Origin of the sequence: Aminobacter niigataensis, from assembly GCF_014200015.1 — a bacterium.
Classification (GTDB): Bacteria; Pseudomonadota; Alphaproteobacteria; order Rhizobiales; family Rhizobiaceae; genus Aminobacter; species Aminobacter niigataensis.
The window spans coordinates 17228-41447 of record NZ_JACHOT010000001.1 but is presented as its reverse complement, the minus strand read 5'-3'; the positions used below and the strand labels follow the sequence as shown (position 1 = coordinate 41447).

Below are 24220 nucleotides of genomic sequence, written 5' to 3'. Positions count from 1 at the left end.
CCTGCCTCAGCCTATCCGGATCATGGTGTCGGAAACGAACTGGAATGTCGGAATATGAAGGTTCTCGGGCGCCGGGCCTTTGCGGATGCGGCCAGCCGTGTCGTAGTGCGAGCCGTGGCAAGGGCAGAACCAGCCGCCGAAATCACCCTGCTGGCCGAGCGGCACGCAACCCAGATGGGTGCAGACGCCGACCATGACCAGCCAGTTTTCCTTGTCCTTGCCGGCCGTGCGGTCGATGTCCGTCGCCTGGGCGTCGGCAGCGATGTTGGCGTTGCGGGCGACCGTATCCTTGAGGTCGGCGAGCGGCACGTCCTGCGCTGCCTTGATCTCTTCGGGCGTGCGGTTGCGAATGAACACCGGCTTGCCGCGCCATTTCACCGTCAGCGACATGCCGGGCGTCAGCGACGTGACGTCAACCTCGATCGAGGACGCGGCCAGCGTCGACGCGTCCGGGCGCATCTGGTCGATGAAAGGCCAGGCGATGGCGCCTGCGCCGACCACGCCGGCCATGCCGGTGGCCACATAGAGAAAATCGCGGCGATTGGGCTCGCTCGTATCGGTTGCGCTCAAGGGACCTGATCCTTCTGCCTCAATACCACCGAAGGCTGAGCACTTGTCCCCGCTCAACAATGCCAGCCCGACGGCGCATGGCAACCAGGCTAGCGAATTCCTCCGGCATTTGGACTTCGGTTTATGCGTGAAGCCTCTTTTTGTCCAGACGCGACAGGGCACATGGGCAGATTGTCGCGGGGACAACGCAAGGCGGTGGAAAACTGGCTGGAAATGGCGGAAATCAGCGGATTTTGCGACACCGGGCATGCCTGCAACACCAGGGAGGCCGGGCTCGCCCCGGCGAGGCCAAACTTGCGCCGGGAAACGACCGTGGGCCGATCAGGCGGCGCCGAGTCGCACCAGCACCTCGCGCGGGATGCCATAGTCGCGAATGGCGTCGTCATGCTTGCGCAGGCCGCAGAGCTCGCGCTGGATGAAATAGGCGTAGACTGCGTCAGCCGCCGCCTTGAGCAAGACCCGCCGTTCGTCGCCGTCGCCTTGATGCGCAGCGAGCTTGCCGAGCGCCTCGCCGACCCGGTCGCCGGCGCGGCCGAGCGCTGCCGCCTTTTCGGCGAGGAACTCGTATTCGAGCACGTTGAGCGTCTGCTCGGAACGGTTGGACAGGATGGAAGGCGGACGGACAGAAGACATGACGCGATCCTACTCCGCCGCGAGCCGGTCGGCCAGAAAGCCGCCGGACTGGCGCTTCCACAATTGCGCATAGAGCCCGTCCCTGGCGATCAGCGCATCGTGGCTGCCCTCCTCGACGACGCGGCCCTCGTCGAGCACGATCAGCCGGTCGAGCGCGGCGATGGTCGACAGCCGGTGGGCGATGGCGATGACCGTCTTGCCCTCCATCAGCTTGTAGAGATTGTCCTGGATCGCCGCCTCGACCTCGCTGTCGAGCGCCGAGGTCGCCTCGTCGAGGATCAGGATCGGCGCATCCTTGAGCATCATCCGGGCGATCGCCACGCGCTGGCGCTGTCCGCCTGACAGCTTGACACCGCGCTCGCCGACATGGGCGTCATATCCGCGCCGGCCACGCGGATCGGCGACATCGACGATGAAGTCGTGGGCGGCGGCGCGCCGGGCGGCATCGACGATCTCGGCCTGCGAGGCCCCTGCCCGGCCGTAGCCGATATTGTCCGTGATCGAGCGGTGCATCAGCATCGCCTCCTGGCTGACGACGCCGAACTGGGCGCGCAGCGACGCCTGGGTGATGTCGCGCACGTCGCGGCCGTCGATCAGGATGCGGCCCTCCTCCACGTCGAACAGGCGCAGCGCGAGGTTGACCAGCGTCGTCTTGCCCGCGCCGGAGGGCCCGACCAGCGCGACACGCTCGCCCGGCTTGATGTGCAGGCTGAGCTTGTCGATGACACCGCTGCCCTTGCCGTAGTGGAACGACACGTTGTCGAAGACGATGTCGCCGGTCGCGCGCGGCAGCACGGCCGCGTTCTCGACATCGCGGATCGTCGGGCGCACCGAGATGGTGCGCGTGGCGTCCTGCACGGTGGCATAGTTGCGCACCAGCCCGTTGATGTTGAACATCATCCAGCCGGACATCTGGTTGAGCCGGAAGACGAGGCCGAGTGCAGCGGCAATCGCCCCGGTCGAGATGTCGCCGCGGGTCCAGCTGACGATGCAGATGGCGGCGACTGCCGCCATCATCGCGCCATTGATGACGGCGACTGCCGCACGCACGGTGGTGATGGAGCGGGTCAGCCGGACGACGGCGCCGAGATAGCTCTCGAGCCCGTCGCGCACATAGGCGTGCTCGCGCCGCCCACTGTCGAACAGCTTGACCGCCATGATGTTGGTGAAGGCATCGACGAGGCGCCCGTTGAAGATCGAGCGCTGGTCGGCGGTGGCGCGGCCGGCCTGACGCATCTCGGGCAGCAGGAAATAGATGATCGCGGCATAGCCGGCGAACCACAGCATCACCACCGCCCCCATCAGCGGGTCGAGCGAGACCAGGATGGTCAGCGACAGCAGCATGAAGGTGAGGAAACTCCACATCGTCTGCAGCACATTGACGATGAAGTCGCCGACGGCTTCGCCACCCTGCACGATCTTGGTCGCGATGCGGCCGGCGAAATCGTTCTGGTAGAAATCGTAAGGCTGCTCGATGACGCGCCGGAACGCCTGCCAGCGCACCATCGAGAAGAAGCCGGGCACGACGATCTGCTGCTCGACGATGGCCGAGCCGATGATGATGACGGCGCGGACGACCAGGATCAGCACCAGCAGGCCCACGAGCTCGGGCCAGTGCTCGGCGAACAGCCGCTGCGGGCTGGTGGAGTCGAGCAGGTCGATGAGCCAGCCGACCGACCAGTAGAGCGCCGCGTCGATCGCACCGGCCAGGAAGCCGCTGATCAGCAGCAGCGTGAACGGCCCTCTCGCCTGCCGGGCGAAATAGAGGATGAAGGCCCATGCGCTTTCGGGCAGCACCTCGCGATCGGTGTCCTGGAACGGGTCGATGGCGCCTTCGAAGCGACGCCAGAGCTTTTCGCGGAAAGGCTCGGGAGTCATGTGGCGAAAGCCTTCCTCATTGCGAACAAGGCCCCCTCACCCGGCCTCCGCTTCGCTCGGCCACCCTCTCCCCACCGGGGAGAGGAGATTGTCGGTGCCTCAGCCTTCCTCTTCTCCCCAGCGGGGAGAAGGTGGCCCGAAGGGCCGGATGAGGGGGCCATGAACAGCGCCATCACGCCGGCCTCGATTCGTCGAGCACGCTGTCTTCGTGAAACAGGAAACCGCCGGACTGGCGCTTCCACAGCCGGGCATAGAGCCCGTCGAGCGCAAGCAGCTCGTCATGGGTGCCTTGTTCGGCAATGCCGCCCTGGTCGAGCACGATCAGCCGGTCGAGGGCCGCGATGGTCGACAGGCGGTGCGCGATGGCGAGCACGGTCTTGTTCTGCATCAGCGCCTGCAGGTTCTCCTGGATCGCCGCCTCGATGTCTGAATCGAGCGCCGAGGTCGCCTCGTCGAGGATCAGGATCGGCGCATCCTTGAGGAACACCCGCGCAATCGCCACGCGCTGGCGCTGGCCGCCCGACAGCTTGACGCCGCGCTCGCCGACGAAGGCGTCGTAGCCCCTGCGGCCGCGATTGTCCTCGAGCGTGCCGATGAACTGGTGCGCCTCGGCCTTGCGCGCCGCGGCGATGACCTCGTCGTCGGTGGCGTCGGGCTTGCCGAGCTTGATGTTGTCGCGCAGCGAACGGTGGAACAATGCGGTATCCTGGCTGACGACCCCGATGGAGGCCCGCAAAGAATTCTGGGTGACGGTCGCGATGTCCTGCCCGTCGATCAGGATACGGCCGCCTTCGAGATCGTAGAGACGCAGGATGAGATTGGCGAGCGTCGTCTTGCCCGCACCTGAAGGACCGACGATGCCGACCTTTTCGCCCGGCTTGACGACAAGGTCGATGCTGTCGAGCACGCCACCGCCCTTGCCATAATGGAACACCACCTTGTCGACATGAATCTCGCCGCCCGTCACCTCGAGTTGGCGAGCGCCCGGCCTGTCGGTCAGCCCGAGCGGCTGGCTGATCAGCGCCTTGGAGTTTTCCAGCACGCCGAGGTTCCGGAGAATACCGTTGAGCTGCATCATCAACCGGCCGAGCAGCATGTTGAGCCGCAAAACCAGGCTGAGCGTGAAGGCGACCGCGCCGACCGAGATGGCGCCCTCGATCCACAGATGGATCGAGTACCAGGCAATCGCGGTGATCATGACGCCCGACAGCGCCGTCAGCGCCAAGCGCACACCGGTGAGGCGGCGCGTGAACGGGCGCAGCGCATCGAGATAGATATCGAAGCCCGAACGGATGTAGCGGTCGTCGCCATCGGCAGCGAACAACTTCAGCGTCTGCACGTTGGAATAGGAATCGACGATGCGCCCGTTGATCATCGAGCCGGCTTCGGCGGTGGCCTCGGCATGCTTGCGGATCGACGGCAGGTAATGGTTGGCGAGGAAGCCGAAGGCGACGATCCAGATGACGACGAGTGCGGCGAGCCGCCAGTCGAGACCCGCGACCACGGCAAGCGTGGTGATGGTGTAGACAAGCATGAACCACACGACCTCGATGAAGCTTTCCATCAGGTCGCCGGTCGCCTGCCCCGCCTGCCAGACCTTTGTGGCGATACGGCCGGCGAAGTCGTTCTGGAAGAAGGAATAGGATTGGCGCGAGACGTGGCGATGCGCCTGCCAGCGCACGAGATTGTAGAAGCCCGGCGTGATCGTCTGCTCGTCGACAAGCGCCGACAGGCCGACGATCAGCGTGCGAACGACAAGCACTACGACTGCCATGAACAGCACTTCGGCGCCGGCGACGTCCCAAAGGGCAGCCCAGCTGCGGTCGGTGGGTAGCCCGTCGAGGATGTCGACGAGGCGGCCGACGAAGTAGAAAAGCCCCGCCTCGACGAGCGGTGCGATGCCGCCGATGACCAGCATGGCGAAGAAGGCGAATTTTGCCTGGCCGACATAGTGCCAGAGGAAACCCCAGACGGTGGCGGGAGGCCGAAGGCTGTCAGGCTCGCGGAAGGGATAGACCCAACTTTCGAACCATTTGTAGATTCTGTTCATGAGCACTCTGGGCTATCCCGCGGCAACGACTCGCTATTTTCGGCCCAACCGATGCACGAGGCAACCGCTGCATGGCAGGAGAAACGTGCCGTCAACCCGGGCGATTGCGGGGCGGTGTGTTCACATTACGATGAGGAGGAGCAGGCCGACCTTTTGATCACGGCTTTCTTTACCGGCTGTCGTGGCCAGCTGGTGGGGCTTTTGTCGGTGCCATGTCTGGACCGTCCTTGCCGGCAAATGGCAGGACGCTCCAGTCCCGAAATGAAAAAGGCCTCCCACTCGGGAGGCCTCGATCAAGATTTGCAGCACATGCCGCGGCAGCTACTCCGCCGCCTGGCCCTTGGCCTCGGCGTCGTTGGCCGCCTCGCTTGCTACGTCGTCCAGCAGGAACCCGCCCGACTGGCGCTGCCACAGCGAGGCGTAGAGCTCGCCCCTGGCGACCAGTTCGTCATGGCTGCCCTGCTCGACGATGCGGCCCTTGTCCATCACCACCAGCCGGTCCATTGCCGCTATGGTGGAGAGCCTATGCGCGATGGCAATGACGGTCTTGCCTTCCATCAGCCGGTAGAGGTTTTCCTGGATCGCCGCCTCGACCTCGGAATCGAGTGCAGAGGTCGCCTCGTCGAGGATCAGGATCGGCGCATCCTTGAGCATGACGCGGGCGATGGCGATGCGCTGGCGCTGGCCGCCGGACAGCTTGACGCCGCGTTCGCCGACATGCGCCTCGAAGCCCTTGCGGCCCTTGGGATCGGACAGGGTGGAGACGAAATCCAGAGCTTCGGCCCGACGGGCCGCCTCGACCATCATCGCTTCGGTGGCATCGGGACGGCCATAGAGGATGTTGTCGGCCACCGAGCGATGCAGCAGCGACGTGTCCTGCGTGACCATGCCGATATGCGCGCGCAGGCTGTCCTGCTGCACGGTCGAAATGTCCTGCCCGTCGATGACGATGCGGCCGCCCTCAATGTCGTAGAAGCGCAGCAGCAGGTTGACCAGCGTCGACTTGCCCGCGCCGGAACGGCCGACAATGCCAACCTTCTCGCCCGGACGGACATTGAGGGTGAGATCCTCGATGACGCCTTTTTTCTTGCCGTAGTGGAAGCGCACGTTGTCGAACAAGATTTCGCCCTTGTCGACGACGATCTCCCTAGCACCGGGCTTGTCTTCGACCAGGCGCGGCATCGAGATCGAGGTGATGCCGTCCTGGACGGTGCCGATGCTCTCGAACAGGCCCGAGACCTCCCACATGATCCATTGCGACATGCCCCACAGGCGCAGCACCAGGCCGAGCACGACGGCGACCGCGCCGATGGTGACGACACCGCCGAGCCACAGCCAGATCGACAACGCGCCGACCGACAGGAGCAGCGTCGAGTTGAGCAGATAGAGCACGCCGTAGAGCGAAGTCACCAGCCGCATCGACCGGTAGACCGTGTCCATGAACAGCGACATGCCTTCTTTTGCGAACGACGCCTCGCGGCGCGAATGCGAGAACAGCTTGACCGTCTGGATATTGGTGTAGCTGTCGACGACCCGGCCGGTCATGGTCGAGCGCGCGTCGGCCTGCTCTTCGGCAAGCTTGCCGAGGCGCGGCACGAAATAGCGCAGCAACAGCACGTAGCAGAAGAGCCAGACGATCAGCGGCGCGGCGAGGCGCAGGTCGGCCGAGCCGACGATGAACAGCACGCCGAGGAAATAGACGATGACGTAGTTGAGCACGTCGATGAGCTTGACCACGCATTCGCGCACGGCGAGCGCGGTCTGCATCAGCTTGGTGGCGATGCGGCCGGCGAACTCATCCTGGTAGAAGCTCATCGACTGCTTGAGCAGGTAGCGATGGACCTGCCAGCGGATGCGCATGGGATAGTTGCCCATCAGCGTCTGCTGGTTGACCAGCGACTGCAGCACCACCATGCTCGGCAGGATGACCATGACGATGAACGCCATGCCGGCGAGCTTCCAGCCCTCGTTCTCAAGGAAGGTCTCGCGGTTCTGGTTCGACAGCCAGTCGACGATGTTGCCGAGGAAGCCGAACATCCACACTTCGGCGAGCGCGATCAGCGAGGTGAGCACGGCTGCCACGATGATGTAGGGCCAGGCACCCTTGGTGTAGTGCAGGCAGAACGCCACCAGCGTCCTCGGCGGCTCGACCGGTTCCTCCACGGGGAACGGATTCAGTCTGTTTTCAAACCAGCGGAACATATCAGTCTCTCAATCGGTATGTGACACGCAGCGAATTCCGCGTGGACGTGTCTTGGAGGGCCACTGGCACGGCCATTGTTCGCCGGATCCTGTGTGGGATGCGACGGGGGCCTCAGGAATGTAGGTGACCGCTGAGGATTCGGCGAATCCTCAGCGGTTGCCTCCTGACATCGTTCTGGCAGCAGGCCGGGCCTGACCCGACCGGCCGGCAAGCCGGCCGATCAGGGCGAAGACGCGGCCGAAGAACGGCCGGTGGTTGGGGTCGGGCACGACATTGCTCATGTCGACATCGGGCAACATGCCGCGATGCAGCTTTCTCGGCGGGCCCGAGGCTTGCGGGCTTGCGCCGATCGACAGCGCCCAGGCCTTGCGCCTCGCTTCGGCGAGTTGGCTCAACCCCAGGGAATTTGCAGAGTCGGGTTCGTTACGAGCGTCGGGCCCGTGTGGGATGTTGGCAAACATCGGAATTGTCCTTCGAAAACCGGATAAGGGCTTCTGCGGACCACGATGCGAAAATGCCTGGAAATGTCAGGAAAGTCGTCGAACCGGTCCGCCGTCAGGCAGTTCGTCGCCCACAGGTGGGGCGGTGAATATCAAGATGCATCATGTACCCCTCCATCGGTCCGAGTTGACAATGCCGGCCGTATACGCCCATTCGCGGCGGAATGCCACGGCCTCGTCTTCATTTTTTGCTTTGGCTCGTCTTGCTGTTGCCTTGCCGCCACAGATTAGGAACTCAAAATGGACGAAAAACTGCGCATCGCGCTCTACCAGCCGGATATCGCCGGCAACACCGGCACGATCCTGCGCATGGCCGCCTGCCTCGGCCTCGCCGTCGACCTGATCGAGCCCGCCGGCTTCGACATTTCCGACCGGGCGCTCAAACGCGCCGGCATGGATTATCTCGAAATGGCGGCCCTGACCCGGCACGTCGATTTCGACCGCTTCGAGGACTGGCGGCAGGACGAAGGCCGCCGCCTGGTGCTGATGTCGACCAAGGCCGCCCTGCCCTATACCGATTTCCGCTTCCAGGCCGGCGATATCGTCATGCTGGGCCGCGAATCGGCTGGGGTGCCGGATCACGTCCACGATCTCGCCTTCGAGCGGCTGTTGATCCCGATGCCCGGCGGCGGCCGCAGCCTCAACGTCGCGCTGAGTTCCGCGATGGTTGCCGGAGAGGCACTGCGCCAGATCGGCTGACCATGCGTCTGCCAGCTCCATGAACACGGCAGCAAACCTCCGGCCCGGCGGGTTGGTGCTTCGGTTCATTTTCGGATTGCACGCCATGTCCTGATCCTTCCTTGCATCGTGAAGGATACCCTCGTACAACCTCAACCAACCTTGAGGTCAAGCAGGAATCTCCATGGCAAGCGAACTGACCGTCGGCGAGGTGGCGAAGCGCAGCGGCGTGGCCGTTTCGGCCCTGCATTTCTACGAGGCGCGCGGGCTGATCCAAAGCCACCGCACCTCGGGCAACCAGCGGCGCTATGCGCGCGACGTGCTGCGGCGGGTGGCGGTGATCAGGATCGCGCAGGACGTCGGCATCTCGCTCGCCGACATTGCCGCCGCCTTTGCCGCGCTGCCGGACGGGCGCACGCCGACGCGCGAGGATTGGAGTCTGCTATCAACGGGTTGGCGCCACGACCTCGACCACCGCATCGAACAGCTGAAGAAACTGCGCGACGGGCTGACCGACTGCATCGGCTGCGGCTGCATGTCGATCGACAAGTGCCCGCTGCGCAACCGCGAGGACCGGCTGGCGCGCCAGGGCCCGGGACCGCGGCGGCTGATCGTCCCGGCGGAATAGGGAAATCTGGGCGGCGTGGTTGCCGGGTCCGTCAGTAGCTCCGGCCGACCGTCATCGCCGCGCGAAACGCCTCGTCGCTGTCGATGAAAATTGCCTCCGGCCCGGCACCGGCCGCATCGAAGAAGCGGCTGACGAAACAGCGGAAGGACGCACAAAGGGCGATGTCGCAGATTTGCTGGTCGCTGAAGCCTGTGGTGCGCAGACGGTCGATGTCGGCTTGCCTCACCTGCGAGGCATCGATGGCGATCTGCTCGGCATAGGCCAGCATCGCAACGTCGCGTTCAGTCAGCCCCGCATTTCGGAAATCCTGCTGGAGGGCCAGCACCGCCTCCTTCGAGCCGAGATCGGCGATCAGATGCTTGCCATAGACATGGGAGCAGTAGGTCGACGGGACCTGCTTGGCGGCAACCAGCGTGATCAGCCGCCATTCGCGCATGCCGAGCGAGAAGCCGGCGCGCATCTGGTCGTTGAAGTCGGTATATATCGGCAGCAAGTCGGGACGCGCCGTGAAGCATTGGGTCGCTTCCATGACGAAGCCCAGTTGCGCTCGTGCCTTGTCGTAGATCTCGGCGACGCGGCCCTTCGCCTCATCCTCGGCGATCGTCTTCAGGAACATCTTTGCACCCGCGCTTGAGAATCAGTCGGATGTCGGCAGGCGGCGGATGGTGAACTCGATGACGTCGCCGGGGCGCTCGAACCAGCTCTCGATCTCGGTCCAGTAGGCCTGCTTGGGCCAGCGCGAGAACCACTCCTGCGCCTTCAGCCGTGCATCGTTGCGCGGCAAAACGAAGGTCTCGCGCAGGAACCCGTCGCGCGGCTTGAGTTCACGTTCGGCCCGGCTGCGGTGGAGCCTTTTTCTGAGGTCGTCCAGCGGCGGTCTGGTCGGGGTGCCCATAAAGAACTCCTTGACCCATACGAGAAGGAGATTAGGGATCGCGCCGGACAATTACGAGTCATTTGTGCGGAGCCTAAATTGCAGCGTCCCGAAATACCGGCCGGACTGCCGGCCGACATCGAAGACAGGAAGACGCGCGCCCGCGCCTGGTTCGAGGAATTGCGCGATCGCATCTGCCTCGCCTTCGAGTCGCTAGAGGACCAGGTTGAGGGACCGCTGGCCTCGTGGGCGCCGGGTCGCTTCGAGCGCACGCCGTGGCAGCGCGACGAGGGACGTGGCGGCGGCGGCATCATGTCGATGATGCATGGCCGGGTGTTCGAGAAGGTCGGCGTGCACACCTCGACCGTGCATGGCGAGTTCTCGCCCGAGTTCCGCAAGCAGATGCCCGGTGCCGAGGAAGACCCGCGCTTCTGGGCCTCCGGCATTTCGCTGATCGCCCATCCGCAGAACCCGAACGTGCCGGCCGTGCACATGAACACGCGGATGGTTGCGACCTCACGCTGGTGGTTCGGCGGCGGCGCCGACCTGACGCCGGTGCTCGATCGCCGGCGCACGCAGGAAGACGCCGACACGGTTGCCTTCCACAAGGCGATGCAGTTCGCCTGCGCCAAACACCCCGTCGCCGACCACCAGAAGTACAAGGACTGGTGCGACGAGTATTTCTTCCTGCCGCATCGCAACGAGCCGCGCGGCACCGGCGGCATCTTCTTCGACTGGCAGCATTCACCGGAGGAGAAGGGTGGCTGGGATGCCGACTTCCGCTTCGTGCAGGATGTCGGCCGCGCGTTTCTCGTCGCCTACCAGCATCTCGTCCGCCAGAACTTCAACACCAACTGGACCGACGGCGACCGCGACGAGCAGCTCGTCCGCCGTGGCCGTTATGTCGAATTCAACCTGCTCTACGATCGCGGCACGATCTTCGGCCTCAAGACCGGCGGCAACATCGCCTCGATCCTGTCCAGCATGCCGCCAGAGGTCAGGTGGCCGTAAGCGATTGCGAACTCTACGCTGATAGCGTATAATTGCGGCAGCTGACGGATGCCGCATGAAGATCTCGTTCGATCTGGGCAAGGACGAATGGACCAGGGCCGAGCGAGGTTTCTCGCTGGCACTCGGGGCGGACGTGATCCGCAACAGGATCGCCACCCTGCTGGACGACCGGCGCGACTATGGTGAGGATCGCTTCGTCGCCTTCGGGTATGTCGACTTACGGCTCTAAGTCTGCGTGTTCACGATGCGAGACACGGTCTTTCACATCATTTCGGTGCGGAAGGCCAACGACCGGGAGATTGCCAGATATGGTCGATGATGCCGACAGCCACGACTGGACCGAGGAAAAGACGCGGGCGCTCGATGCGAGCGCCAAGCTGAAGCTGACGCGCGGCCTGCTGGAAATGAGCCAGGGCGAATTTGCCGCCTTGCTCGGCATACCCGTCACCACGCTCCAAAACTGGGAACAGCGGCGTACCGAACCGGATGCCGTCGCAAGGACCCTGATCGACCTGATCTATGACGATCCCAAAGAGATGCGGACGCGCATGATGCGGCGCAACGCGGCTTGAGCCCTATGCATGGCTGCCCTGCCCGCCGTCGCATTGACGTGCGGGCGGCAAACCTTTAGAGAGCCCGCTTTCCTTGGCCCTCGTCCCGCTGTGACGGGCCTCGCTCTCATTGGAAGATTTTTGTGACGATTTTCGACAACATGGTTCCGGCGCTGGCCGGGGCGCTCACCGCGCGTGGCTACGAAACGCTGACCCCGGTGCAAACGTCCGTGCTGGCCCCCGAGGCCGACGGCGTCGACCTTCTGGTCTCGGCGCAGACCGGCTCCGGCAAGACTGTAGCCTTCGGCATTGCCATCGCCCCCACCCTGCTTGACGGCCGCGAGCGCTTCGACCGTGCCGGTGCCCCAAGTGCGGTGATCATCGCCCCGACCCGCGAGCTCGCCATCCAGGTGCGCCGCGAGTTCGAATGGCTCTATGCCGCGACCGGCGCCCGCATCGCCTCCTGCGTCGGCGGCATGGACATGCGCAAGGAACGTCGCGCGCTTGACGAAGGTGCTGACATCGTCGTCGGCACGCCGGGCCGCCTGCGCGACCACATCACCCGCGGATCGCTCGACATCTCCGGCCTGCGCGCCGTCGTGCTCGACGAGGCCGACGAGATGCTCGACCTCGGCTTTCGCGAAGACCTGGAGTTCATCCTGGCGGCAGCGCCGCAGGAGCGCCGCACGCTGCTGTTCTCGGCAACCGTACCGCCGCAGATCGCCCAGATGGCGAAGCGCTTCCAGCGCAACGCCCTGCGCATCACCGCCGCCGGCGAGAGCCGCCAGCACGACGACATCGAATACCGCTCCGTGCTCGTGGCGCCGCCCGAGCGCGAGAACGCCATCATCAACACGCTGCTCTACTTCGACGCGCGCAGCACCATGGTGTTCTGCGCGACGCGCGAAGCGGTCAAGCATTTCTCGGCCCGCCTTGCCAACCGCGGCTTTGCCGTCGTGGCGCTGTCGGGCGAACTGAGCCAGGCCGAGCGTAACAACGCGCTGCAGGCCATGCGCGACGGCCGCGCCCGTGTTTGCGTGGCGACCGACGTCGCCGCCCGCGGCATCGACCTGCCGAACCTGGATCTCGTCATCCACGCCGACCTGCCGACCAACCCGGACACCCTGCTGCACCGTTCGGGCCGTACCGGTCGCGCCGGCCGCAAGGGCGTCTGCGTGCTGATCGTGCCGTTCCACCGCCGCGGCAGCGCTGCACGCCTGCTCAAACTGGCAAAACTCGAAGCGACGACGCAGTCGGCACCGGGACCGGCCGAGATCGACGCCCGCAACCGCGAGCGCATGCTGGCCGAGCTCAACGACATCGAGGCCGCTGGCGAGGATGAGGCGGCGATCATCGCCGAGGTCCTGGCCGCGCATTCGCCTGAGACGCTGGCTCTCGCCTGGCTGCGCCAGCAGATGGCTTTGCGCCCCGCGGCTGAAGAGCTTTCCGACCGCCCGATCCCGGCCTTCGATGCCGCCAGGGCCGAGCGTCCGGACAACCGCTTTACCGATGGTGTCTGGTTCTCCGTCTCGGTCGGCCGCAAGCAGCGTGCCGAACCGCGCTGGCTGCTGCCGCTGCTGTGCAAGGCGGGCCATGTGACCAAGAACGAAATCGGCTCGATCCGCATCTTCGACACCGAATCGCATTTCGAAGTGGTGGCCAACCGCGCCGACAACTACGCCAGGACCGTCGAACAGAACGGCACCGGCGAAAAGGGCGTCGACATCAAGCGGCTCGAAGGTGCACCTGGCGGCGGCGACCATGGCGCCAAGCCGAAGAAGCAGCACCGCAAGGGCCAGTACGATCCTTCCGACAAGCCGCCCTTCAAGAAGAAGGCTTTTGAAAAGAAGCCCTACGAGAAGAAGCCGTACGAAAAGAAACCGTACGAAAACCGTGCAGGCGACAAGCCCGCCTACGACAAGCCGGCGGGCACCGGTGCGCCCAAGAAGTACAAGCCGAAGAAGAAGTTCGGCGAGTAAGGCGGTCCGATAGCCTGCGGCTTTTGGCTGCATCAGCCTTCGCCACAATCGATGCCACAAAGCGAAAATCTGGCGTCGATTGTGGCTAAGTCACCGTTTCAAAATATGTTTTTCGTCTAATATTCCCCTGACAAGACAGGTCTATTTCTATCGCCGGGGCCGGGAAACGCCGGCGGTTCGAACCGCGACGCGACGTGACCGGACGGCCCTTCACAAGGTGGGTTAGCCCATCGGGCGCCCGCATTCGTCGGAGAGCATGCCATGCGCAAGCTTCTTGTTCCGGCAGCCGCAGCTGCCATTCTCGCAACATCTGCCGTAGCCTTCGCCGCCGTCCAGCATACGGACGGGACGATCAAGACGTTCGACGCCAAGGCGATGAGCCTGACCTTGGCCGACGGCTCGTCCTTCGTGCTGCCCAAGAAGTTCAAGGACCCCGGCCTGAAGGCAGGCGAGAAGGTATCGATCTCCTGGGACATGAGCGGCAAGAACAAGGTCGCCGAAGCCATCAAGATCCTGAAGTAGCGCGTTTTTGCGATTGAATTTCCGGAAGGGCGGAACGCAGGTTTCGCCCTTCCTTTCATTTCGGCCTGCACCATGCGGATTCCGTTTCGCAGCAAGCCGGCCCAAGCTTTTGCAATGGCTCCGCTTTCCGTCCCTGGCCGGGCGCTGCATCAGCCGAATTTCGCGCTGGCTCAAGTCCCGCGCAACCAATCGCCGGATTGCATGTTATAGTTCACCCCCGAACCGGACGAGGAAGGAGACATCCGATGAAGGAATTTCAATGCGGGTCACTTGTCCCCGGCTGCCAGTGGCACACGCGCCACGAGGACGAAGCTGAAATCATGCGCCGCGTCGCCGAGCACCTGCGCGAGACGCATGGCGAAACCATCATCCGCGAGACGATGATCGAGGCGATCCGCTCGCGCATCGAAAAGGTCCGCGACGCGGCCTGACGGACTTCAGGCCCGAGGTTTCAGGCCTTGAGCCTTGCAGCGGCGCGCCCGAGCAGCGCGTCGCGCCCCAGCGAAAAGCCGCTGTCGACCCACTCCGTTTCCAGATGCTTGAGCAGCGCGCCAAGGGCAGCACCCTCGACGCCAAGCTCTGACAGATCGCCGCCGCGCAGCGGGAAATCAGGCTTCCGCCATTTGTCCGCAAAGGTGAGCAGCCGGAAATAACCGCCGGCTTCGATCAACGCCTTGTCGTCCTGCTCGGCGCGGCCCCGCGCCGCGGCGAGATCGAGACGCAGGCGGTCCCTGAAACCTTCGACATTGCCGCGATAAAGCCGCTTGGCCAGTTCGCCTTCGGAGACAGCCGCTTCCACCTTCGCTGTCGCCGCCCACTGCACCAGCCTGTCGGTCTCGGAATTGGACAGCCGGAGCCGCTCGCCAAGCGTCTTCATGCGCACCGCATCCGGCGGCACGATCGATGCCAGGCGCAGCAGCGGATCGGCAGCCCAGCCGAGATCGTTTTCCGCCCTGACGAGCGCATGGATGGCGTCGATGCCCCATTTCTCGCTTTCCGGCAGCGCTGCCGTCAGCACGCCGGCCTGGCGCATCCACAACAGCGCGCGCGACGGATCGGGGGCCGCAAGCAGCCGCTTCAACTCCGACCAGACGCGCTCGGCGGACAGCCGGGAAAGCCCGTCCTTGAGCCGCGCGCAGGCCTTCAGCCCTTCGGCATCAGGGCGGCCCTTGCCGTACCAGGCGAAGAAGCGGAAGAAGCGCAGAATGCGCAGATAGTCCTCGCGGATGCGCGATTCGGCGTCGCCGATGAAACGCAGGATGCGGCTTTCGAGATCGGCGAGCCCGCCGACCAGATCGACCACCGTGCCGTCGGCCTTGGCGTAAAGCGCATTGATGGTGAAGTCGCGCCGCTCGGCGTCGCGCTTCCAGTCGCGGCCGAAGACGACCTTGGCGCGGCGGCCATCGGTCTCGACATCGGCACGCAGCGTGGTGACCTCGAACGGCCTGCCGCCTGATATGACCGTGATCGTGCCGTGCTCGGCGCCGGTGGGCACGGTCTTGAAGCCGGCTGCCTCGGCACGGCGAACGGTCTCTTCCGGCAAATTGGTGGTGGCGATGTCGACATCGGCGACGGGTTCGCCGAGCAGTGCGTTGCGCACAGCCCCCCCGGCGATGCGCGCTTCTTCGCCATCGGCATTGAGGACTGCGAGCAGTTTCTGCAACTGCGGATCGTTCAGCCAAGAGGCTCCGGTGATCGTTGCGCTCATGTGTAGAGCCTTTCATAGAGCGCGCGGATGATGCCGGCGGTGACGCCCCAGATGTAGCGCTCCTCGTAGGGCATGGCGTAGAAAAAACGCTCCTTGTCCTGCCAGGTGCGGCTGGCGCGGTTGTGGTTGGCGGGGTCCATCAGGAAGCCGAGCGGCACCTCGAAGATGTCGTCGACTTCATCCGGATTGACGGTGAACTGGAAGCCGGGGCGGACGACGCCGAGCACCGGCGCGATGCGATAGCCGCTGCCGGTGACATAGTCCGGCAAGCGGCCGATTATGTCGATATAGTCTGACGTTAGCCCGATTTCCTCTGATGTCTCGCGCAGCGCTGCCGCCTCCGGCGAGACGTCGCCCGGATCGATGCGGCCGCCGGGAAAGGCGATCTGGCCGGAGTGGCTCTTCAGCTTCTCCGCCCGCTTGGTGAGGATGACGGTCGAGGCGTCGCCATGGTCCACCACCGGGATCAGCACGGCCGCATCGCGCAACCGGTCGTGCACGAACAGCTCACGCATGTCGGGGTTGAGCAAATGGTCGCCATAGTCGGCGACGGCATCGTTGAGATGCTCCTGCGCCGCACGCTGGCGGAAATCCTGCGCCGAATAATGTGCTGCCGGGGAACGGACCATCACGCGCTCAGCCGCTCCAGCCTGTCCCAGGGCATCACAGGATAGACCTCGCCCTTCGAACGCACGGCGAACATGTCGTTGCCGTCGATCTCGATGCGCTCGCCATGTTCGACGAGCTCGTACATGACAGGACGCGCGACCAGCGCCTCCAGACGACCGCGCACCAGCAGATAGGGCTTGAGGCCTCCGGTCTCGGGCTCGTCGACGAAGCGCAGCCGATGCTCCGGCCCGGCCTCGACGACATCGCCGACATTGGTGCGGAAGGTCAGCACCTGGTCGGCGCCCTCGCCCGTGACGTTCATCTCGACGGCAACGAAATGGGCGTCGACGACGCGGATGCCGACTCTTTCCACCGGGGTGACGAGGTAGGTCTTGCCGTCCTCGTCCTTGCGCAGCACGGTCGAAAACAGCTGCACCAGTGGCATGCGGCCGATCGGCGTGCCCAAATAGAACCAGGTGCCGTCGGGCCTAATTTCCATGTCGAGATCGCCGCAGAAATCGGGATTCCAGCGCTCGACCGGCGGCAGCCCTTTGCCGGCGCGGGCGGCGCGTGAGATCAGCGCCTCGAGGCCGGCCGCGTCGCCGGCGCGGGTCAGCCCAGGGTCAGTCGTCGCCTCGCGGCTATGGTCAAGGTCGCCAGTCATGGTCACGAAATAGTCACTGTTGTTGCGCTTGTCAGCATAGGCAAGTGATTTAAGTTCAATGCCATGGCCTCGCCAAGGTGCGGGCATGGAGATCGCGACGCCCGGGATCGTTTGACCTCTGGGGATTGGGCGGCAGGCACGACGTCCACACGGACGACGCACCGGACCAAGGGGCAAATAATCCAGGTAGATTTACGAAGCGGCATCGCGTTCGGATGGACGAGAGAGGCACGCTGTAGCATTTTGAGTGAGCGCATCGGCGGTCCGGGAATCGGTTTCGATTTCAGGGCCCCGCGCCAGAAGAAGGATCCGGCCCGCATGAGCGTGATGATCAAGGAAACGGCGATGAGCGAGAGCGAGATGATCGCCGCAGCCGAACGTGCGCTTGCCGACATCGCCAAGATCCGCGCCGGCGTCGGCCGCGTCATCTTCGGCCAGGAAAGTGTGGTCGAACGCACGCTGGTTGCGCTCCTGGCCGGCGGCCACGCGCTGCTGGTCGGCGTGCCTGGGCTCGCCAAGACCAAGCTGGTCGAAACACTCGGCATCGTGCTCGGCCTCGACTCGCGCCGTATCCAGTTCACGCCCGACCTGATGCCGTCCGACATCCTCGGCTCCGAGGTGATGGAGCAGGACGACCAGGGCAAACGCTCCTTCCGCTTCATTTCCGGGCCGATCTTCGCGCAATTGCTGATGGCCGACGAGATCAACCGCGCCAGCCCGCGCACCCAGTCCGCGTTGCTGCAGGCGATGCAGGAGTATCACGTGACGGTCGCCGGCGAGCGCCACGACCTGCCCGCCCCTTTCCATGTGCTGGCAACCCAGAACCCGCTGGAGCAGGAAGGCACCTATCCGCTGCCGGAAGCCCAACTCGACCGCTTCCTGATGCAGGTCGACATCCTCTATCCCGAGCTCGAGGCCGAGCGCCGCATCCTTCTGGAAACCACCGGCATCGAGGACGCCAAGGCCCAGAACGTGCTCGATCCGCAGCGGCTGAAGGACATCCAGCATCTGATCCGCCGCATGCCGGTGCCCGAAAGCGTGGTCGAGGCGATCCTCAAGCTGGTGCGCTCGGCCCGTCCGGGCCAGGGCAATACCGAGACTGACAAACACGTGTCGTGGGGTCCCGGCCCCCGCGCCAGCCAGGCGCTGACGCTGTGCGCCAGGGCGCGCGCGCTTTATGACGGACGCCTCGCGCCGTCGATCGACGACATCCGCGCGCTGGCCGAGCCTGTCCTTCAGCACCGTATGGCACTGACCTTCGCCGCCCGCGCCGAAGGCATGACGGTCCGCGACGTGGTGGCGCGGCTGGTCAAGGACATCTGATGGCGCGCATCGGCGAGTCATCGGCACCGGTTGCGACCAGCGATGCGCTTGCCCGCGGCAGGCTGCGCGCGTCGCTGGTGCCTGACCTGCTGGTCGAGGCCCGCCGCATCGTCAACACCGTGATTGCCGGCTGGCACGGCCGCAAGAAGCGCGGCATCGGCGAGAATTTCTGGCAGTTCCGGCCTTATGTACAGGGCGAGGCGATGGCCCGCATCGACTGGCGCCGCTCGGCCCGCGACGACCACACCTATGTCCGCGACCGCGAATGGGAAGCCGCCCACACCGTCTGGCTGTGGGCCGACCTGTCGCCGTCGATGCTGTACAAGTCGAAGGCGGCTACGGTGTCGAAGGAATCGCGGGCCCTGGTGCTGGTCTTCGCGCTGGCCGAGCTTCTGTCGCGCAGCGGCGAACGCATCGCCTGGCCGGGGCTGACGGACCCGTTCAGCGCCCGCAGCGGTGCCGAGCGGCTGGCCTCCCATCTGGCGCAAGCCATGTCGCTGCCGGCGAAGCCCGACCTTTCCGGCATCCGCCGCTTTTCCGACATCGTCATCATCGGCGACTTCCTCGACCCGGTCGAAGAGACCATGGCCTGGCTCGATACGCTGGCCCGCCACGGCGCCCGCGCCCATCTGATCGAAGTTGTAGATCCGGCGGAAGAAAGTTTCCCCTATGCCGGCCGGACCGAGTTCACCGACCCTGAAACGGGCGACAAGCTGACCGCCGGACGTGCCGAACAACTGGCCGAGGCTTATCGCAACCTCTATTCGGCGCGCCGCCAGGAGCTTGCCGCCTGGTGCAAGCGGCTGGGCTGGAGCTACACTGTCAATCACACCGACCGCCTTGCCTCGGACGCGCTAGTGCATGTGCACATGGCGCTGACCGCCGAAGGCCACGGACCGGGAGGCCGCCGATGAGCTGGCTGCCGCTGTCCTTCGGTGCGCCCGCGGTCCTGTGGGGCCTGCTGGCGCTGCCGGTCATCTGGTGGCTGCTCAGATTGACGCCGCCTAAGCCGCAGGCCGAAGTGTTCCCGCCGCTGAAGATCCTGGCGCGGGTGTTCAGAAAGGAAGAAACGCCGCACCAGAGCCCGTGGTGGCTGACGCTGCTGAGGCTGCTGATGGCAGCGCTTGTCGTGCTGGCTCTAGCCGAGCCGATCTTCAACCCGCGCGAAAAACTGCCGACGGGCGGGACGGCGCTGGCGCTGGTGGTCGACAATGGCTGGGCGAGCGCGCCGGACTGGAAACGCCGCACCGCGACCGCCGAACGGCTGATCGCCGATGCCGGGGCCGCAGGCCAGCCGGTCGTGCTGGCCTTCACCGCCGAAAAACCGAATGCCGAGATCGGCCCCTTCGACGCCCAGGCCGCACTCGACCGGCTGCGCGCCGCCGAGCCTCGACCGGTGCCGACCGACCGCGGCCCGGTCTACGCCCGTGTCGCGACGGTGCTGGCCACACTGCCCGGCGCCAGCATCGCTGTCCTCGACGACGGGCTGGCAAGTGCAGGCGACGAACAGGCGTTCGCCACGCTGCTCGGCCAAAACCCGCCGAACGTGCTGTGGGCATCGCCGGAACGGCTAGACGCCAAGGGCCTGACATCGGCCGAAAACGAGATGGACGGATTTGCCCTGACCGCGATCCGCGCGCCTGGCGATCCGGCGCCTGGTGCCGTGACCGCCGGCGCCTTCGACGACAAGGGCCGCCGCATCGCCGACGCCACGCTGACCTTTGCACCGGGCGAGACGGTGGCGACCGGCACGATGACCGTGCCCTTCGAGCTGCGCAACGATTTCGCCTCGATCGCGCTCGACGGCCAGGCCCAGGCGGGCGCGGTGCGGGTGCTCGACGACAGCTCCAAGCGCCGCCGCGTCGGCCTGCTGTCGCAGTCGGATGCCGACGATTCGCAGCCGCTGCTGGCGCCGCTCTATTACATTCGCCGCGCGCTTGAACCCTTTGCCGACCTGAGCGAGCCGACAAGCTCCGACCTTGCCGAAGCGATCCCGCAGCTGATCGACCAGAAGCCGGCGATGATCGTCATGGCCGATGTCGGCACGATTCCGCCGCAGGCACGTGAAAGGCTGCTCAAGTGGCTCAACGACGGCGGCACGCTGGTGCGCTTCGCCGGTTCGCGGCTGGCGGCCGCCGGCAATGACGAGGAACTGCTGCCGGTCAGGCTGAGGCTCGGCGAACGTTCGCTCGGCGGCGCCCTGTCGTGGACGGCACCGCAGCCGGTGAGCGACTTTCCCGGCAGCGGCCCCTTCGGCGATCTTTCTCCGCCCAACGAGGTGACGGTGAGCCGGCAGGTGCTGGCCGAGCCGACACCCGATCTCGCGCAAAGCACCTGGGCCAACCTCGCCGACGGCACGCCGCTGGTGACCGGCGCGCGGCGCGGCAAGGGCACGCTGGTGCTGTTCCACATCGCGCCGCAAGCGACATGGTCGAACCTGCCGATCTCGGGCAGTTTCGTCGAGATGCTGCGCCGCATCGTGCAGCTGTCGCGCAACCAGGGCACGGCGACGGCCGGTGCCGAAGACAAGCCGGCATCGCTGGCACCTTACCGGATGATATCGGCAGAAGGGCGTATCGTGCCGCCGCCGCCGGACGCCCGCCCGTTGCTCGCCGGTTCAGGCACCCTGCCGGTGACGCTCGAAAATCCACCCGGCCTCTATGGCAGCGAAGAAGGCGTGCTCGCCCACAACCTGCTCAAGGCCGACGCAGCGCTTGTGCCGATCGTCCGGCCGCAATTCTCGGCGCCGGTGACCGAAATACGTTACGCTTTCGACGAATCGCGCGACTTGAAAGGCCCGCTCGTGGCAGCAGCCCTGGCATTGATGGCGCTCGACACGCTGGCCGTCCTGTGGATGGGCGGGATGTTCTCGCGCCGTGGCACCCGGCGCGCACGAACGGCCGGAACTGCGGCTGCGGTCCTGCTTTGCCTGGGTGCGCTGCTTGCGCAGCCCGACGTCGCGCGTGCCGACGACACCAAGCCCGGCGACCTCGAAGCCGTGGAAGCGATCTCGCGCACCCGCATTGCCTACGTCCTGACGGGCGAAGCCTCGGTCGACGCGATCAGCCGGGCCGGCATTACCGGCCTGACAAAATTCCTCGTCGAAAAGACAGCGCTGGAGCCGGGCGAGCCGGCCGGCGTCGACATCGCCAAGGACGAGCTTGCCTTCTACCCGCTGATCTACTGGCCGATCGATCCGGCAGCCCCGATGCCGAGCGAGGCGGCCATCGCCCGCGTCGACGCCTATATGAAACAGGGCGGCACGGTATTGTTCGACACGCGCGACCAGTTTGCCAACGGCATCGGCGCGGATTCGGCAAGCCCTGCCACCGAGCGGCTGCGCGACATCCTGGCCAATCTCAATGTGCCGCCGCTGGAGCCGGTGCCGGCCGACCACGTGCTGACCAAGGCGTTCTTCATCCTTCCCGAGTTTCCGGGCCGCTTCAACGGCAGCCCGCTCTGGGTCGAGGCGTCGCTGGAGGCATCCAATGCCGAAGGCCGGCCGGTGCGCACCGGCGACGGGGTGACCCCGATCATGATCACCGCCAACGATTTCGCCGGCGCCTGGGCCGTCGACGAGAACGGCGAACCGATGCTGCCGACCGTGCCGTCCGACCCGATGCAGCGCGTCTATGCCCTGCGCGCCGGCGTCAACGTCATGATGTACATGCTGACCGGCAACTACAAATCCGACCAGGTGCACGTGCCCGTACTGCTCGAACGGCTGGGGCAGTGACATGAACTGGTCCGTCGCCTTCGAACCCCTTTTGTCGTGGCCCGTCTTGGCCGCCCTGCTCGTGCCGCTGGCGCTGCTGGCGCTCGTCGGCCTGTGGTTCCGCCAGCGCGGCGGATGGCTGAGGTTGCTTGCGCTTGGCGCACTCGGCCTGGCGCTGGCCAACCCCGTGATCCTCGACGAGGAACGCGAACCGCTGAAGAGCGTCGTCGCCATCGTCGTCGACCGCAGCCAGAGCCAGCAGATCGGCGAGCGCACCGTCCAGACCGATGCCGCGGTCGAGGGCCTCAAGGAGCGCCTGGCGCGCTTCCGTCAGTTCGAGGTGCGCGTGGTCGAGGCCGGGCGCGCCGATGCGGCCGACGACCGCACCGAGACACGCCTGTTTGCAGCGCTCGAAAGTGCGTTCCGCGACGTGCCGCCGTCGCGCATCGGCGGCGCCGTCATGGTGACGGACGGCCAGGTGCACGACGTGCCGGGCGCGCCGGCGATCAACGCCCCGCTGCATGCGCTGATCACCGGCGAGGAGAACGAGCGCGACCGCCGCATCCGCTTCGAGAACGCGCCACGCTTCGGCATCGTCGGCAAGCCGCTCGACATGACCTACCGGGTGATCGACACCGGCGGCGAAGCCGGTGCTGTCGACGTGCGCGTGTCGATCAACGGAGTGCAGGTTTCGGTCCAGCGCGCCTTCGTCGGCCAGCAAATGCCGCTGCAGATCACCATACCGAGTGCCGGCCGCAACATCGTCGAACTGTCGATCGAACGCGTCGACGGCGAGTTGACCGACACCAACAACCGCACGATCGCGCTGGTCGACGGCATCCGCGAGAACCTGCGCGTGCTGCTGGTCTCGGGCGAGCCGCATGCCGGCGAGCGTACCTGGCGCAACCTGCTCAAGTCCGACGCTTCCGTCGACCTCGTGCATTTCACCATCCTGCGGCCGCCGGAAAAGCAGGACGGCACGCCGATCAACGAGCTGTCGCTGATCGCGTTTCCGACGCGCGAGCTGTTTGTCGAGCGCATCAACGACTTCGACCTGATCATATTCGACCGCTACCAGCACCGCGACGTGCTGCCGATCCTCTACTACGACTACATTGCCGAATATGTCGAAAAGGGCGGTGCGCTGCTGATCGCCGCAGGACCCGAATATGCCGGCGACCAGTCCATCGCCAACACGCCGCTGATCTCGGCCCTGCCGGCCATGCCCAATGGCGACGTCATCGAAAAGGCGTTCTACCCCCGCCTGACCGAACTCGGCCAGCGCCACCCGGTGACCCGGGGCCTTGAAGGCTCAGGCCAGGAGCCGCCGCGCTGGAGCCGCTGGTTCCGCCAGATCGGCATCGAGCGGCCGGACGGCGAAGTGGTGATGAAGGGCGCCGACGATCGCCCCCTGCTGCTGCTCGACCGCAAGGGCGAAGGCCGGGTCGGCATGTTCCTGTCGGACCAGGGTTGGCTGTGGGCGCGCGGCTATGAGGGCGGCGGCCCGCACGTCTCGCTCTACCGACGCATCGCCCACTGGCTGATGAAGGAGCCGGAACTCGAGGAAGAGCGCCTGACCGCCGATGGACGCGGCATGGTGCTCGACATCCGCCGCCAGACCATGCGCGACGAAGCAGGCTCGGCACGTGTCATCACGCCTTCGGGCAAGACGCTGGACGTGCCGTTGACCAAGAGCGATCCGGGCATCTTCCTGGGCAGCGTCGAGACCAGCGAAATCGGCCTCTACCAGGTCGGCAATGGCGACCTGACCGCCCTTGCCCATGTCGGGCCGGTCAATGCGCAGGAATTCGCCGACGTCGTTTCGACCGAGAACGTGCTCAAGCCGGCGGTCGATGCGACCGGCGGCGACGTGCGCCGGTTGGCGGCAACGGGCATTTCGGCCATTTCGAGAGGCATCTCCGTGCCGAACGTCGTGCCGGTGCGCGGCACGGCTGAAGCCTCGGGCCGCGATTGGCTCGGCTTCCGCACCACCGACGACAGCGTGCTCAAGTCGGTGTCGCGTGTGCCTTTGTTCGGCGGCTTCCTCGGTCTGGGACTGCTGCTGCTGGCGCTCGGCGCGATGTGGTACCGCGAGGGACGCTGACCGCCCTCGCCATGGAGTCC

Annotated in this window: 23 protein-coding genes; 12 read left to right on the top strand and 11 right to left on the bottom strand. The window is 65.6% G+C overall.

The annotated features are described in order from the left end of the window. Positions 1–6: 6 nt before the first annotated feature. The 6 genes from petA to GGQ99_RS00200 all read right to left on the bottom strand — a co-directional run bounded on the left by petA (position 7) and on the right by GGQ99_RS00200 (position 7729). Positions 7–570 (bottom strand): ubiquinol-cytochrome c reductase iron-sulfur subunit, encoded by a 564-nt coding sequence (gene petA / locus GGQ99_RS00225; RefSeq protein ID WP_183259864.1) that lies wholly within the window; start codon positions 568–570, stop codon positions 7–9. Between the two features lie 321 nt (positions 571–891). After that, positions 892–1203, bottom strand: a complete 312-nt coding sequence (locus GGQ99_RS00220) for a DUF6665 family protein (protein ID WP_183259862.1) — start codon at positions 1201–1203, stop codon at positions 892–894. 9 nt (positions 1204–1212) lie between these two features. Continuing rightward, complete coding sequence (locus GGQ99_RS00215) at positions 1213–3081, bottom strand: ABC transporter ATP-binding protein (protein WP_183259860.1); 1869 nt, start codon at positions 3079–3081, stop codon at positions 1213–1215. Positions 3082–3253: 172 nt separating this feature from the next. Next, positions 3254–5131 carry an ABC transporter ATP-binding protein gene (locus GGQ99_RS00210; protein WP_183259858.1) on the bottom strand — a complete coding sequence of 626 codons (1878 nt, stop codon included), beginning with the start codon at positions 5129–5131 and terminating at the stop codon, positions 3254–3256. Positions 5132–5452: 321 nt separating this feature from the next. Further along, positions 5453–7333: an ABC transporter ATP-binding protein gene (locus GGQ99_RS00205; RefSeq protein ID WP_183259855.1), complete on the bottom strand. Its 1881-nt coding sequence runs from the start codon at positions 7331–7333 to the stop codon at positions 5453–5455. Between the two features lie 150 nt (positions 7334–7483). Next, positions 7484–7729 (bottom strand): hypothetical protein, encoded by a 246-nt coding sequence (locus GGQ99_RS00200; protein ID WP_183259853.1) that lies wholly within the window; start codon positions 7727–7729, stop codon positions 7484–7486. A 345-nt stretch (positions 7730–8074) separates the two neighbouring features. Here GGQ99_RS00200 and GGQ99_RS00195 point away from each other — a divergent pair, with 345 nt between their 5' ends. Further along, entirely contained in the window at positions 8075–8533 is a 459-nt protein-coding gene (locus tag GGQ99_RS00195) for a tRNA (cytidine(34)-2'-O)-methyltransferase (RefSeq protein WP_183259851.1), read from the top strand. Positions 8534–8696: 163 nt separating this feature from the next. Beyond that, a complete protein-coding gene (soxR, locus tag GGQ99_RS00190; protein ID WP_183259849.1) occupies positions 8697–9140 on the top strand; it encodes a redox-sensitive transcriptional activator SoxR in 444 nt (147 codons plus the stop codon). Positions 9141–9171: 31 nt separating this feature from the next. On the opposite strand, the gene GGQ99_RS00185 is transcribed toward soxR, so the two are convergent. Both GGQ99_RS00185 and GGQ99_RS00180 read right to left on the bottom strand, forming a co-directional pair. After that, entirely contained in the window at positions 9172–9756 is a 585-nt protein-coding gene (locus GGQ99_RS00185; protein WP_183259847.1) for a carboxymuconolactone decarboxylase family protein, read from the bottom strand. A gap of 21 nt (positions 9757–9777) precedes the next feature. Then, positions 9778–10035, bottom strand: a complete 258-nt coding sequence (locus GGQ99_RS00180; RefSeq protein ID WP_108607290.1) for a hypothetical protein — start codon at positions 10033–10035, stop codon at positions 9778–9780. 78 nt (positions 10036–10113) lie between these two features. Between GGQ99_RS00180 and hemF the strand changes: the two genes are divergently transcribed. The 6 genes from hemF (at position 10114) to GGQ99_RS00150 (ending at position 14508) form a co-directional block, all read left to right on the top strand. After that, complete coding sequence (hemF, locus tag GGQ99_RS00175) at positions 10114–11025, top strand: oxygen-dependent coproporphyrinogen oxidase (protein WP_183259845.1); 912 nt, start codon at positions 10114–10116, stop codon at positions 11023–11025. 55 nt (positions 11026–11080) lie between these two features. Beyond that, entirely contained in the window at positions 11081–11254 is a 174-nt protein-coding gene (locus GGQ99_RS00170) for a BrnT family toxin (protein ID WP_210307716.1), read from the top strand. 79 nt (positions 11255–11333) lie between these two features. Next, on the top strand, positions 11334–11597 hold the full coding sequence (locus tag GGQ99_RS00165) for a helix-turn-helix domain-containing protein (RefSeq protein WP_159091626.1): 264 nt from the start codon (positions 11334–11336) through the stop codon (positions 11595–11597). Positions 11598–11719: 122 nt separating this feature from the next. Next, a complete protein-coding gene (locus tag GGQ99_RS00160) occupies positions 11720–13555 on the top strand; it encodes a DEAD/DEAH box helicase (RefSeq protein ID WP_108607286.1) in 1836 nt (611 codons plus the stop codon). Between the two features lie 261 nt (positions 13556–13816). Then, positions 13817–14077, top strand: coding sequence for a DUF1344 domain-containing protein (locus tag GGQ99_RS00155; RefSeq protein ID WP_108607285.1), 261 nt, complete (start codon positions 13817–13819; stop codon positions 14075–14077). A gap of 245 nt (positions 14078–14322) precedes the next feature. Next, a complete protein-coding gene (locus GGQ99_RS00150; protein WP_055970520.1) occupies positions 14323–14508 on the top strand; it encodes a DUF1059 domain-containing protein in 186 nt (61 codons plus the stop codon). Positions 14509–14528: 20 nt separating this feature from the next. Here the strand turns inward: GGQ99_RS00150 and GGQ99_RS00145 are convergent, their stop codons facing one another. Genes GGQ99_RS00145 through GGQ99_RS00135 form a run of 3 tightly spaced genes read right to left on the bottom strand, consistent with a single transcriptional unit; the run spans position 14529 to position 17058 of the window. Then, on the bottom strand, positions 14529–15785 hold the full coding sequence (locus GGQ99_RS00145; protein WP_183259844.1) for a CCA tRNA nucleotidyltransferase: 1257 nt from the start codon (positions 15783–15785) through the stop codon (positions 14529–14531). Further along, positions 15782–16414, bottom strand: coding sequence for a CoA pyrophosphatase (locus tag GGQ99_RS00140; protein WP_108607283.1), 633 nt, complete (start codon positions 16412–16414; stop codon positions 15782–15784). Before GGQ99_RS00140 ends, GGQ99_RS00145 begins: the two co-directional genes overlap by 4 nt. Beyond that, the gene (locus tag GGQ99_RS00135; RefSeq protein ID WP_108609793.1) at positions 16414–17058 is read right to left on the bottom strand and encodes a DUF1285 domain-containing protein; all 645 of its coding nucleotides are present in this window, start codon (positions 17056–17058) and stop codon (positions 16414–16416) included. Before GGQ99_RS00135 ends, GGQ99_RS00140 begins: the two co-directional genes overlap by 1 nt. Before the next feature lie 318 nt (positions 17059–17376). Between GGQ99_RS00135 and GGQ99_RS00130 the strand changes: the two genes are divergently transcribed. Genes GGQ99_RS00130 through GGQ99_RS00115 form a run of 4 tightly spaced genes read left to right on the top strand, consistent with a single transcriptional unit; the run spans position 17377 to position 24200 of the window. Next, positions 17377–18381 carry an AAA family ATPase gene (locus GGQ99_RS00130; protein ID WP_108609792.1) on the top strand — a complete coding sequence of 335 codons (1005 nt, stop codon included), beginning with the start codon at positions 17377–17379 and terminating at the stop codon, positions 18379–18381. Next, positions 18381–19295: a DUF58 domain-containing protein gene (locus GGQ99_RS00125; protein ID WP_108607282.1), complete on the top strand. Its 915-nt coding sequence runs from the start codon at positions 18381–18383 to the stop codon at positions 19293–19295. The genes GGQ99_RS00130 and GGQ99_RS00125 overlap by 1 nt, the downstream gene beginning before the upstream one ends. Further along, positions 19292–22117, top strand: coding sequence for a DUF4159 domain-containing protein (locus tag GGQ99_RS00120; RefSeq protein ID WP_183259842.1), 2826 nt, complete (start codon positions 19292–19294; stop codon positions 22115–22117). Before GGQ99_RS00125 ends, GGQ99_RS00120 begins: the two co-directional genes overlap by 4 nt. A gap of 1 nt (position 22118) precedes the next feature. Further along, on the top strand, positions 22119–24200 hold the full coding sequence (locus tag GGQ99_RS00115; protein WP_183259840.1) for a hypothetical protein: 2082 nt from the start codon (positions 22119–22121) through the stop codon (positions 24198–24200). Positions 24201–24220 lie beyond the last annotated feature (20 nt).

What these genes read in the sequence shown, in the direction of transcription:
- GGQ99_RS00120 (WP_183259842.1), top strand. Translation starts at nt 19,292, where the DNA reads ATGAGCTGGCTGCCGCTGTCCTTCGGTGCGCCCGCGGTCCTGTGGGGC.
- GGQ99_RS00170 (WP_210307716.1), top strand. Translation starts at nt 11,081, where the DNA reads ATGAAGATCTCGTTCGATCTGGGCAAGGACGAATGGACCAGGGCCGAG.
- GGQ99_RS00205 (WP_183259855.1), bottom strand. Translation starts at nt 7,333, where the DNA reads ATGTTCCGCTGGTTTGAAAACAGACTGAATCCGTTCCCCGTGGAGGAA.
- GGQ99_RS00215 (WP_183259860.1), bottom strand. Translation starts at nt 3,081, where the DNA reads ATGACTCCCGAGCCTTTCCGCGAAAAGCTCTGGCGTCGCTTCGAAGGC.
- GGQ99_RS00185 (WP_183259847.1), bottom strand. Translation starts at nt 9,756, where the DNA reads ATGTTCCTGAAGACGATCGCCGAGGATGAGGCGAAGGGCCGCGTCGCC.
- GGQ99_RS00115 (WP_183259840.1), top strand. Translation starts at nt 22,119, where the DNA reads ATGAACTGGTCCGTCGCCTTCGAACCCCTTTTGTCGTGGCCCGTCTTG.
- GGQ99_RS00220 (WP_183259862.1), bottom strand. Translation starts at nt 1,203, where the DNA reads ATGTCTTCTGTCCGTCCGCCTTCCATCCTGTCCAACCGTTCCGAGCAG.
- GGQ99_RS00130 (WP_108609792.1), top strand. Translation starts at nt 17,377, where the DNA reads ATGAGCGTGATGATCAAGGAAACGGCGATGAGCGAGAGCGAGATGATC.
- GGQ99_RS00155 (WP_108607285.1), top strand. Translation starts at nt 13,817, where the DNA reads ATGCGCAAGCTTCTTGTTCCGGCAGCCGCAGCTGCCATTCTCGCAACA.
- soxR (WP_183259849.1), top strand. Translation starts at nt 8,697, where the DNA reads ATGGCAAGCGAACTGACCGTCGGCGAGGTGGCGAAGCGCAGCGGCGTG.
- GGQ99_RS00140 (WP_108607283.1), bottom strand. Translation starts at nt 16,414, where the DNA reads ATGGTCCGTTCCCCGGCAGCACATTATTCGGCGCAGGATTTCCGCCAG.
- GGQ99_RS00125 (WP_108607282.1), top strand. Translation starts at nt 18,381, where the DNA reads ATGGCGCGCATCGGCGAGTCATCGGCACCGGTTGCGACCAGCGATGCG.
- GGQ99_RS00165 (WP_159091626.1), top strand. Translation starts at nt 11,334, where the DNA reads ATGGTCGATGATGCCGACAGCCACGACTGGACCGAGGAAAAGACGCGG.
- GGQ99_RS00145 (WP_183259844.1), bottom strand. Translation starts at nt 15,785, where the DNA reads ATGAGCGCAACGATCACCGGAGCCTCTTGGCTGAACGATCCGCAGTTG.
- GGQ99_RS00195 (WP_183259851.1), top strand. Translation starts at nt 8,075, where the DNA reads ATGGACGAAAAACTGCGCATCGCGCTCTACCAGCCGGATATCGCCGGC.
- GGQ99_RS00135 (WP_108609793.1), bottom strand. Translation starts at nt 17,058, where the DNA reads ATGACTGGCGACCTTGACCATAGCCGCGAGGCGACGACTGACCCTGGG.
- GGQ99_RS00210 (WP_183259858.1), bottom strand. Translation starts at nt 5,131, where the DNA reads ATGAACAGAATCTACAAATGGTTCGAAAGTTGGGTCTATCCCTTCCGC.
- GGQ99_RS00180 (WP_108607290.1), bottom strand. Translation starts at nt 10,035, where the DNA reads ATGGGCACCCCGACCAGACCGCCGCTGGACGACCTCAGAAAAAGGCTC.
- GGQ99_RS00150 (WP_055970520.1), top strand. Translation starts at nt 14,323, where the DNA reads ATGAAGGAATTTCAATGCGGGTCACTTGTCCCCGGCTGCCAGTGGCAC.